Source organism: Nocardioides sp. P5_C9_2 (assembly GCF_054049555.1).
In genome coordinates this window covers 1-9,399 of record NZ_JBFUMD010000103.1, presented here as the reverse complement: position 1 = coordinate 9,399, position 9,399 = coordinate 1, and the positions used below count along the sequence as shown (strand labels likewise).

11 protein-coding genes and 1 pseudogene are annotated in these 9,399 nt (G+C 73.2%); 4 read left to right on the top strand and 8 right to left on the bottom strand.

Going from position 1 to position 9,399, the window contains the following annotated elements; all coding sequences use genetic code 11:
- Window positions 1-656, top strand: a 656-nt coding sequence (locus ACXJKL_RS07495) for a LysR substrate-binding domain-containing protein (RefSeq protein ID WP_457206433.1), incomplete at its 5' end; no start/stop codon positions are given.
- Window positions 657-703: 47 nt separating this feature from the next.
- Window positions 704-1,549, top strand: coding sequence for an alpha/beta hydrolase (locus ACXJKL_RS07490; protein ID WP_457206432.1), 846 nt, complete (start codon window positions 704-706; stop codon window positions 1,547-1,549).
- 25 nt (window positions 1,550-1,574) lie between these two features.
- Here the strand turns inward: ACXJKL_RS07490 and ACXJKL_RS07485 are convergent, their stop codons facing one another.
- The 6 genes from ACXJKL_RS07485 to ACXJKL_RS07460 are packed head-to-tail and all read right to left on the bottom strand — an operon-like array spanning window position 1,575 to window position 6,012.
- Entirely contained in the window at window positions 1,575-1,952 is a 378-nt protein-coding gene (locus tag ACXJKL_RS07485; RefSeq protein ID WP_457206431.1) for a hypothetical protein, read from the bottom strand.
- A 12-nt stretch (window positions 1,953-1,964) separates the two neighbouring features.
- Entirely contained in the window at window positions 1,965-2,828 is an 864-nt protein-coding gene (locus tag ACXJKL_RS07480) for a hypothetical protein (protein WP_457206430.1), read from the bottom strand.
- 36 nt (window positions 2,829-2,864) lie between these two features.
- Entirely contained in the window at window positions 2,865-3,821 is a 957-nt protein-coding gene (locus ACXJKL_RS07475) for an ABC transporter ATP-binding protein (protein ID WP_457206429.1), read from the bottom strand.
- 1 nt (window position 3,822) lies between these two features.
- Window positions 3,823-4,644, bottom strand: coding sequence for an ABC transporter permease (locus ACXJKL_RS07470; protein ID WP_457206428.1), 822 nt, complete (start codon window positions 4,642-4,644; stop codon window positions 3,823-3,825).
- Window positions 4,637-5,434, bottom strand: coding sequence for an ABC transporter permease (locus ACXJKL_RS07465; RefSeq protein WP_457206427.1), 798 nt, complete (start codon window positions 5,432-5,434; stop codon window positions 4,637-4,639). Before ACXJKL_RS07465 ends, ACXJKL_RS07470 begins: the two co-directional genes overlap by 8 nt.
- Before the next feature lie 56 nt (window positions 5,435-5,490).
- Complete coding sequence (locus tag ACXJKL_RS07460) at window positions 5,491-6,012, bottom strand: YbhB/YbcL family Raf kinase inhibitor-like protein (RefSeq protein WP_457206426.1); 522 nt, start codon at window positions 6,010-6,012, stop codon at window positions 5,491-5,493.
- Window positions 6,013-6,096: 84 nt separating this feature from the next.
- Here ACXJKL_RS07460 and cobA point away from each other — a divergent pair, with 84 nt between their 5' ends.
- Both cobA and ACXJKL_RS07450 read left to right on the top strand, forming a co-directional pair.
- A complete protein-coding gene (cobA, locus tag ACXJKL_RS07455; protein WP_457206425.1) occupies window positions 6,097-7,332 on the top strand; it encodes a uroporphyrinogen-III C-methyltransferase in 1,236 nt (411 codons plus the stop codon).
- 21 nt (window positions 7,333-7,353) lie between these two features.
- Window positions 7,354-8,157: a TrmH family RNA methyltransferase gene (locus ACXJKL_RS07450; protein ID WP_457206424.1), complete on the top strand. Its 804-nt coding sequence runs from the start codon at window positions 7,354-7,356 to the stop codon at window positions 8,155-8,157.
- 56 nt (window positions 8,158-8,213) lie between these two features.
- On the opposite strand, the gene ACXJKL_RS07445 is transcribed toward ACXJKL_RS07450, so the two are convergent.
- The gene (locus tag ACXJKL_RS07445) at window positions 8,214-8,963 is read right to left on the bottom strand and encodes a hypothetical protein (RefSeq protein WP_457206423.1); all 750 of its coding nucleotides are present in this window, start codon (window positions 8,961-8,963) and stop codon (window positions 8,214-8,216) included.
- 98 nt (window positions 8,964-9,061) lie between these two features.
- Window positions 9,062-9,399 (bottom strand): annotated as a pseudogene (locus ACXJKL_RS07440) (HNH endonuclease); the annotation flags it as partial.

Genomic DNA, 9,399 nt, shown 5'->3' with positions numbered 1-9,399 from the left:
TCCTGGCGGCCGTCGACGCCGCGCGGCTCGACCGCGACCCGTCCGTCGAGCCGGCGGGCGTCGTGCGGGTGGCGGGCTTCGCGACCGCGATCAGGCGCGCGCTGCTGCCCACGATGGCGGACCTGGCCACCCGTCACCCGTCCATCGACGTACGGGTGCACGAGCACGAGCCGCTGGAGGCCTTCGCGCTCCTGGCCAGGGACGACATCGACCTGGCGCTGGTCTACGACTACACCATCGCGCCGGCCTCGTGGCGCGCCGACTACGAGGTGACCCCCCTGTGGGAGGTCGAGTGGGGCCTCGGCGTGCCGGCGCGCGAGCCACGAGCGGGCCTCGCGGCGTACGCGGGTCGGGACTGGATCGTGAACTCTCGGCACACCGCCGACGAGGACGTCCTGCGCACCCTGGCGTCGATGGCCGGATTCACCCCCCGCATCGCGCACCGGATCGACTCGCTCGAGCTGGTCGAGGACCTTGTCGTCGAGGGGCTGGGCCTGGCGCTCCTGCCGCGTGGTCGTCACACCCGCACCGGGGTCGCGGTGGTGCCGCTCGCCGATCCGCGCGTGTGGCTGCGCGCGTACGCCGTCACGCGCCGCGGGCGGGACCAGTGGCCGCCGCTGCGGGCAGTGCTGGACCGCCTGTCCCGGGGCGGCTGAGCGGGTTCTCCCGCACGGGGCGCGTCCGGGTGCGGTAGAACTCGGTCATGGTCGACCGCAGTCCGGATGAGATGCCGGGACGGGTACGACGTCCCGTCGGTCGCCGTGGCCTGCTGGCGGCCCTGGGCTCGCTGGTCGGGCTCGGTGCGCTCGGCTGGGCCGTCGCGCCTCCCGCCGTCACCGAGCGGCTCGAGGGCAGGCTCGGCATCGAGCCCGAGGCCTTCGTCCCGGCCGCCGCCGAGGGGACGGTGCGCCTCGAGCGGGTGAGCTCGCAGGCGATGGGGGAGCTGGACCTGTTCACGGCGGTTCCGGCAGGTTTCGGGGACGGCGCCGGGCTGCCGGTCGTGGTGCTCCTGCACGGCTCCAGCGCCTCTGCGGCGGAGCTGCGCGGCTTCGGTCTCGGTCGGTTCGTCACGGCCGCCGTCGAGGCCGGGACACCGCCCTTCGTCCTGGCGGGCACCGACGACGGACCTGCGGGCTGGGTCCCGAGCGGGGACGTCGATCCCCTGCGGATGCTGCGGGACGACCTCCCGCGCTGGCTGGCGGAGCGAGGGTACGACGCCGAGCGGCGCGGACTGTGGGGCTGGTCCCGCGGCGGGTACGGCGCCCTCGAGCTGGCCACTCGCGAACCGGACTGGCCGGGGGCCCTGGCCCTCTTCAGCCCGGCCCTCGCTCCCGACGACCCGGTGCTCCTCGACCTGGGGGCGCTGGCGCACCTCCCGTGGGGCCTGTGGTGCGGGGAGTGGGACCCCTTCCGCGACGGGGCGCTGGCACTGGCCGACGCCGCGCCGGTCGCGCCCGATCCGTGGGTCGGCGGCGACGGTGGCCACACCCGCGCCTACTGGAACAGCCACACCCTCGCGATGCTCGACTGGCTGGTCCGGGAGCTGTAGCCGCCGGCGTCGGGCGTGGTCGCTGTCAGTGCCGTGCGGGTCGGCGGCTGGTCGCCATCGCGAGGGCACCGCCGAGGAGCCCGGTGAGCAGGAGCGCGTCGCGACGGGCGTCGGCCTCCTCCTGCTGGACCGACAGGAGGCGGAGTCGCTCGGTGGCTGTGACGGGGGAGCGTGTCGCCTCGTGGGGCTCCTCGGGAGCCATGACGAACCAGACCGTGATCGCGGCGATGGCCACCACGACGGCGGCCGCGATGCGGGGCCAGTCCGGGAGGCCGCCGGCGGCCTGGGCGGCGGCCCGTGCGGCGGTCCTGGCCCGGTCGTCCTCGGCCGCCTTGGCCCAGGCGGCCTGGTGGGCGGTCATCGCAGGGTCCGGGACGGGCTGGTCGTCGTGCGGTGTCGACATCGGTGCCGCCGTTCAGAAGCCCATGTCGAATCCGCCACCGTCGAATCCGCCGCCGTCGAACCCGCCGCCGTCACCGCCCCCACCGTCGTAGCCGCCGCCGTCTCCGCCCCCACCGTCGTAGCCGCCGCCGTCTCCGCCCCCACCGTCGTAGCCGCCGCCGTCTCCTCCGCCGCCGTCCCCGCCGTCCCCGCCGTCGCCGCCGAGGTCGGTGCCGTCCCCGAAGCCGCCGAACATCATCCCGCCCATGAACATCCACGTCATCGGACCGAAGGCACCGAAGTAGCCCATGGCGTACGGCTCGTAGGCACGGCCGCCCTGCCAGTAGGGGACCCGCTGCGCCCCGACCATCACCTTGCGGACGTCCGGTTCGGCGCCCGCGCGGACGCGCTCCACGTCGAGGGCGCAGGCGGGCACGTCCCGCTCGACACCGTCCGGTGGGACGAAGGGGACGTCGGCCACCGAGAGCCCGTGCCGGGGATCGAAGAAGCAGGGCGGTCGGCGGATCGGCAACGGCTCTCCCGCGACCCGGGCGCGCACGCACGCGATGGCGTAGCGGCCGTCCTCGACGATCTCGGTGACGTGCCGGATGTCGTCCGGACGGGTGAGGGCGTCGCCGGCGACCTTGGCCGACTCGTAGGCGTCGAGCGCCCGCTGGTAGTCGGAGCTGGCGCCGGCATCGAGCTCGTGCCCGCTCAGCTCGAGGTCCAGCTGCTGCAGGTCCTCACCGAGGGCGGTGACGTCCTCGAAGGCCAGCTTCCGCACCGGTGCGATCTCATCCTCACGCCGGCTCAGCTCACGCTCCTTGCTCCGGCGCGACGCCGCCAGGGCGATGCCTCCCAGCACCACGAGCACCAACACCAGCAGGATCGGCTCCATGACGAGATCCTACGGTCTCCTCGTGGAGGCGCTCCTCTACACGCTGCGGGAGTAGAGCTCCCGGATGACGTCCTCGATGTCCGGCTCCTGGATCGACAGGTCGGCCACGTCGTACGACGCCGCGACCGCCGCGACGACCGGCGCGGCACTGGCCCGGGCCGGGAACGACAGCCACTGCCGCGGCCCCTCCACCCGGCGTACGACGGCTCCGGGCACCTCGATCGGCGGCGCCTCGTCGACGAGGTCCACGACGAGGGTGCGGGTCGACCCGCCCTGGGCCTGCAGCGCGGCGAGCGGGCCGTCGAAGACCGCGGTGCCGTGGTCGATGACGAGCACCCGGTCGCACAGCGCCTCGATGTCCTGGAGGTCGTGAGTGGTGAGGACCAGCGTGGTGCCGCGCTCGGCGTTGAGCGCCCGCAGGAACTCGCGCAGCCGTCCCTTGCTCACCACGTCGAGCCCGATGGTCGGCTCGTCGAGGTAGAGGATCTCGGGGTCGTGCAGCAGCGCGGCCGTGATGTCGCCGCGCATCCGCTGGCCGAGGCTGAGCTGCCGAACCGGGGTGTCGAGCTGGTCACGGAGGTCGAGCAGCTCCACGAAGCGCTCGAGGTTGGCGCGGAACCGCGCCGGCGGGATCCGGTACATCTTCTGCAGCAGCTCGAAGGAGTCACGCAGCGGCAGGTCCCACCACAGGGTGGTGCGCTGGCCGAAGACGACACCGATGCGGCGGGCCAGCGCGACCCGGTCCCGGCTGGGGTCGAGACCGGCCACCCGGAGGTGGCCGCTGGTCGGGACGAGGATGCCGGTGAGCATCTTGATGGTGGTGGACTTGCCGGCGCCGTTCGGGCCGATGTAGCCGACCATCTCCCCGGGCTCGATGGCGAAGGTCAGGTCGTGGACCGCCCGCACCTCGTCGCGCACGCGCCTGCGTCCGCCGTCGACCTTGCGGCGCACCACGAAGGTCCGCTCGAGGTCCCGCACGTCGATCAACGACATCTCAGCTCCCGGTGGAGGTGTAGTGGCGCACTCCGGTGCGCCAGGCGAGCATGGCCAGCACGACGGTCACCAGCGCGGCGATCGGCGAGGCGAACTGCAGCCACGACGGCATCCCGAAGGGGTCCTCCCGGCCGAGCAGGTACAGCGTGGGGTACCAGTTCGCGAACGCGACCGGGACGACGAGGGTCAGCGCGACCACCACCTGGCGGTTGAAGATGCTGAGCGGGTACTGCGTCACGGTCGCGCCGCCGTAGGTGAAGGCGTTGGCGAACTCGGTGGCGTCGGTCGTCCAGAACTGGATGCAGGAGAAGCCGACGAAGAGGCCGAAGAAGATGGCCGCTCCGCTCAGCACCATGGACACGGCGACCAGCACCCGCAGCGGCGTCCACTCGACGTACGTGCAGGCCCAGCCGAACACGAGGGTGGCCTGGGTGATCCGCCCCAGCCGTCGCAGCGTGAACTGGTCGGCGCAGACCTGGACCAGCAAGGGGACCGGCTTGGTCATCATCTGGTCGAGGCGCCCGGTGCGGACGTAGGTGCCGATCCGCTCGACGGAGCCGATGGCGGTGTCCGCGATGCCCAGCGCCAGCGACCCGGCGCCGTACAGCAGCGCGACCTCGGGGAGCGTGAAGCCGGCCAGCTCGTCGAGGTGGGAGAACATGATCCACAGGCCGACGAAGTCCAGCCCGGTGATGAGGCCGTTGCCGACCGCGAGCAGCACGAACGAGGTGGGGTACTGCCAGGCGGCACGGATCCACAGCCACGCGATCTGGCCGTAGGTGCGCAGGTGCCCCAGGGCGGGGACGGGGGAGACCTCAGCCACCCTGGACCACCACCTTGCGCGTCGCCGCACGCAGCACGGCGTGGCAGCAGCCGAGCAGCACCACCATCCAGAACACCTGGAACCCCAGCGCCGCGAGCAGGTCGGCGCCGGTGCGCTGGCCCAGCCAGATGTCGGCCGGCACCTGCAGGTAGGCCGCCCAGGGGAGCGCGTTGGCCAGCGTGCCGAGCCAGCCGGGGAACAGCACCAGGGGCAGCATCATCCCGCTGAAGAAGATCGCGAAGGCGCCGCTCATCACCTTGACGCCCGACTGGTCGAGCAGCCAGAAGGCGGTGCTGGCCACGAGGAAGCGGATCGTGAAGCTCACCACCACCGCCAGCACCAGCGACACGGCGAAGCCGAGCGCGGCGGTGGGCCCCGCCGGCAGGCTGATGTCGAAGAACACGAACCCGATCACGGTGGGCCCGATGCCGCGGGTGAGGAAGTGGTACGCCGCGCGGCCCAGGTCCGAGGCGAGGTACCAGCCGACCAGGCCGACCGGCCGGTAGAGGTCGATCGCCACGTCGCCGGTGCGGATCCGCTCGGCCAGGTCGTCGGTCGTGCCACCGCCCCAGAGGGCGATCGTCATGAGCAGCGCCTGGCCGAGCCAGACGTAGGTCACCGCGTCCGTGGCGTCGTACCCGCCGGCCGTGGGGTTCTCCTTCCACAGCGCCAGGTAGGCGAAGGAGTAGATGACGCCGAAGACCGAGTTGGTGAAGACCCCGGCCAGCGTGGCCGCGCGGTACGTCGAGTAACGGCGGAACGCGCGCGTCGCGATGGCGACGTAGAGCATCCCGGCCTCCCGTGATCGGCGACCGGGATCCTCTCACACGTCGGGCCCGACGACGGTCAGTGCTGGTAGGTGCCGTGGATGATCGCGCGCCCGAGGGTCTTGAACGCCAGGTTGAAGGACACGACCGCGTTGGAGGCGTCGGCGTCGACCCCGAGGGTCTCCTCCCCGACCGCGTGGACGACGAAGAAGTAGCGGTGCGGGTGGTCGCCCTGGGGCGGAGCAGCGCCGGTGAAGCCCGACTCGCCGCCGTCGTTGCGGACGTGGAACGCCTTGCCCGGCAGGTCGCCGGCCGCGGCCCCGGTGGCCAGGGAGGTGACGTCCGCGGGGAGGTCGACGAGCGACCAGTGCCAGAAGCCGCTCGGGGTGGGGGCGTCGGGGTCGAAGCAGGTGACGACGAAGCTCTTCGTGCCGGCGGGCGCGCCCTCCCAGCTCAGCTGCGGCGAGGTGTTGCCGTGCTCGGCGACCTGGTCGTCCTTGAGCGGCTGGCCGTCGGTGACATCGGTGCTGGTGACCGTGAACGACGGGACGGTGGGGAGGTAGTCGTAGGGGTTGGGGGCGATGGGGCGTTCGAGGCTCATACAACGAACCTAGGAGTGGGGTGGTCGGCGTTTCAAGGGTGGACGCGCGGACCGCCCACGACCGGGCGCGGGAGGATGGCTCCCATGAGCGACCCCACGCCGTACCTCTCGGGACTGATCCTGCGCGACCGCCGGGTCGTCGTGGTCGGTGGGGGGCACGTGGCCCAGCGGCGGGTCCCGCTGCTCATCGCCGCCGGCGCCCGGGTCACGGTGGTCTCGCCCGTGGTCACCCCGGCCCTGGAGGGGATGGGCGGCGAGATCGCCCTCGTGCTGCGTCGCTTCGAGCCGGCCGACCTCGACGACGCGTGGTACGTCATCGCGGCCACCAACGACCCCGACGCCAACGCCCTGGTCTCCGAGGCCGCCGAGGAGCGCCGCATCTTCTGCGTCCGCAGCGACGAMGCCACGGCCGCGACGGCCTGGACGCCCGCGGTGGGCCGGCACGGCACGGCCACCATCGGCGTCCTCGGCAACCGCGAGCCGCACCAGTCGGCCATGCTGCGCAACGACATCCTCACCGCGCTCCGCGACGGCCACCTGACCGCGTCGGGAGCCCTGGACCGCTCGCCCGGTGTCGTCCTGGTCGGCGGGGGCCCGGGGGACCCCGAGCTGGTCACGGTCGCCGCCCGGCACGCCCTGGCCTCGGCCGACGTGGTCGTCGCCGACCGGCTGGCGCCCCGCGAGCTGCTGGACGAGCTGGGCCCGGGCGTGGAGCTGATCGACGTGGCCAAGCTGCCCCGCGGTCGGTCGGCCCTCCAGGAGCACATCAACGAGCTCCTCGTGGACCGGGCCCGCGCGGGCAAGCGGGTGGTCCGCTTCAAGGGCGGCGACAACTTCGTCTTCGGGCGCGGCTACGAGGAGGTCATCGCCTGCGAGGCCGCCGGCGTCCCGGTGACGGTGATCCCCGGGCTCTCCTCGTCGATGGCGGTGCCCGGCGTGGCGCAGATCCCGGTCACCCACCGTGGGGTCACCCACGAGTTCACCGTCGTGTCCGGCCACCTGCCGCCCGGTCACCCCGAGTCGCTGGTCGTGTGGCCGGCGATCGCCCAGCTCCGCGGCACCGTCGTGCTGATGATGGCGGTCGAGAACGCGCCGCACATCGCGGACGCCCTGATGGACGGCGGGCGTCCCGCCGACACCCCGGTCGCCGTCGTCGTCGAGGGCACCATGCCCGAGGAGCGCACCGTGCTGGCCACCCTCGGCACGCTGGCCGAGGAGCTCACGGCCCACCGGGTGCGGCCGCCGGCCATCATCGTCGTCGGCGAGGTCGTGGCCGTGGCGCACCCTGCGCACTACGGGCGGGACGCCGCTCACCGATGATGGGCACCATGGATGCGTGCCGTGGCTGACCTGATCGAGATCTCCGACCCGGCGGACCCGCGGCTGACCGACTACCGCGACCTGCGCGACGTCGAGCTCCGCAAGCACCTCGAGGCCGAGCACGGCCTCTTCCTCGCCGAGGGGGAGAAGGTCGTGCGCCGTGCCGTCGAGGCCGGCTTCGTCCCGCGGTCGCTGCTCATGGCACCGCGGTGGATCGACGGGCTCGCCGACGTGCTGGCGACGACGGACGCGCCCTGCTTCGTGCTCTCCGAGGCGATGGCCGAGGAGGTCACCGGCTTCCACGTGCACCGGGGCGCGCTCGCGTCGCTGGAGCGACGCCCGCTGGCCCCGGTGGCCGACGTGCTGGCCGGCGCCCGGTCGGTGCTGGTGCTCGAGGACATCGTCGACCACACCAACGTCGGAGCCATCCTGCGCAGCGGCGCCGCCCTGGGCTTCGACGCCGTGCTGCTCTCGCCGCGGTGCGCCGACCCGCTGTACCGGCGCGCGATCAAGGTGGCGATGGGCGCGGTGTTCACCATGCCCTGGACGCGTGTGCCGGACTGGTACGACGCCCTGCCGGACCTGTCCGCCGCCGGCTTCACCACCGTCGCGCTCACCCTCGCGCCGGACTCCACACCGATCGAGGAGGCGGTGGCCGGGGTCGATCGGCTGGCCCTGGTGCTGGGGTCCGAGGGCCACGGCCTCTCGCCGCGCTGGGAGCAGTCGGCCGACCGGCGCGCGATCATCCCGATGCGCGAGGGCATCGACTCGCTCAACGTCGCCGCCGCCACCGCGGTCGCCTGCTACATCGCCGCCCGCCGCTGACCCCCTGCGCACCTGAGTACCTTGCGCACCCGAGGCGGTGCCGGCGGCGGCGCTGGCTAGTACAGCGCGGCCACGTCATCGAGCAGCGCGCGGGCGCCCAGCACCGGGACGACGAGGTACACCGCCCGGATGGTCCACATCGCGACCACCGAGCGGCGTACGGGGTCGAGCAGGGCGCGGCGGACCGGAAGCAACACCGCCACCAMCGCGAGCACCACCCCCACCACCGGCCAGGCGACCGGGAACGGCGCCACCAGCGCGACGGGGACCAGCCAGCGACGCGGTCCGGAGGACGCCCAGCGGGGGAGGCCGCGCGCGGCGGCGTCGACGAGCGGGACGACCGCGCACCCGAAGACGAACGGGATGGCGACGAAGGACACCACCGCGAGCCACGTCGGCTCGAGCAGGGTCAGGTCGACGCCGTCGGGCTGCAGGACCCCCGCTCCCACCACCACACCCGCGGTCACGCCCACGGTCAGGGACCGCAGCCACCGGCCGCCCACCAGCCACGGGGAGACGGCGACGTACGCCGCCCCGCCGATCACACCGACGACCACGCCCAGCATGGCGAGGTTGTAGACGCCGAACAGGGTGACCTCGCCGACGGTGAACCCGTCGTCGGTCTGCCGTCCGTGGAGCGCGTCGTCGGAGGTCAGCCGCAGCACGAACATCGCCAACCGGGACAACCCTGCGGTGCACAGGATGCCGAGGGGGACGGCGCCGACGATGATGACGCGGCACAGCTCGGAGAGCTCCGCGGCGTACGACGGAGCGTCCTCCCGACGCCCGTGCAGTGGCACGGTCATCCCCTCATTGCACGGCGGCATCGCGGCACGGGCAAGGGGGTCTGGACCACACGTTGCTCGGCGCTGGCGGGCCACCCAGGCGGATCGCTCGCGATCCGTCAGCCGGCGAGGACGTAGTCGATCGTCAGTGCCGGGAGGTCCCGTTCGTGGATCCGGGCGATCGGTGGTGGTCGGGTGGAGAAGTGGTGGCCGGTCGGGGTGGTGGTCTTCACGGTCCCGTCCGGGCCGGGTCTGGCCCGCCAGCCGGGGGCGTCCTTGGCGTAGTTGCAGGCCTCGCACAGGCCCTGGGCGTTCGTCGTGCTGGTGGGTCCGTCGTCGGCGTGGCGTCGTACGTGGTCGGTGTGTCGGATCGGTGCGTCGCACCACGGGGTCCGGCAGACCCGGTCGCGGAGCCGGATGAAACGCCCGAGGCTGCCGCGGAAGCGGCGGCCGTGGG

Bases quoted from the DNA above. Each gene is read 5' to 3' on its own strand.
- ACXJKL_RS07485 (WP_457206431.1), bottom strand. From the start codon at position 1,952: ATGTCGACACCGCACGACGACCAGCCCGTCCCGGACCCTGCGATGACC.
- ACXJKL_RS07460 (WP_457206426.1), bottom strand. From the start codon at position 6,012: ATGAGCCTCGAACGCCCCATCGCCCCCAACCCCTACGACTACCTCCCC.
- ACXJKL_RS07480 (WP_457206430.1), bottom strand. From the start codon at position 2,828: ATGGAGCCGATCCTGCTGGTGTTGGTGCTCGTGGTGCTGGGAGGCATC.
- ACXJKL_RS07475 (WP_457206429.1), bottom strand. From the start codon at position 3,821: ATGTCGTTGATCGACGTGCGGGACCTCGAGCGGACCTTCGTGGTGCGC.
- ACXJKL_RS07465 (WP_457206427.1), bottom strand. From the start codon at position 5,434: ATGCTCTACGTCGCCATCGCGACGCGCGCGTTCCGCCGTTACTCGACG.
- ACXJKL_RS07490 (WP_457206432.1), top strand. From the start codon at position 704: ATGGTCGACCGCAGTCCGGATGAGATGCCGGGACGGGTACGACGTCCC.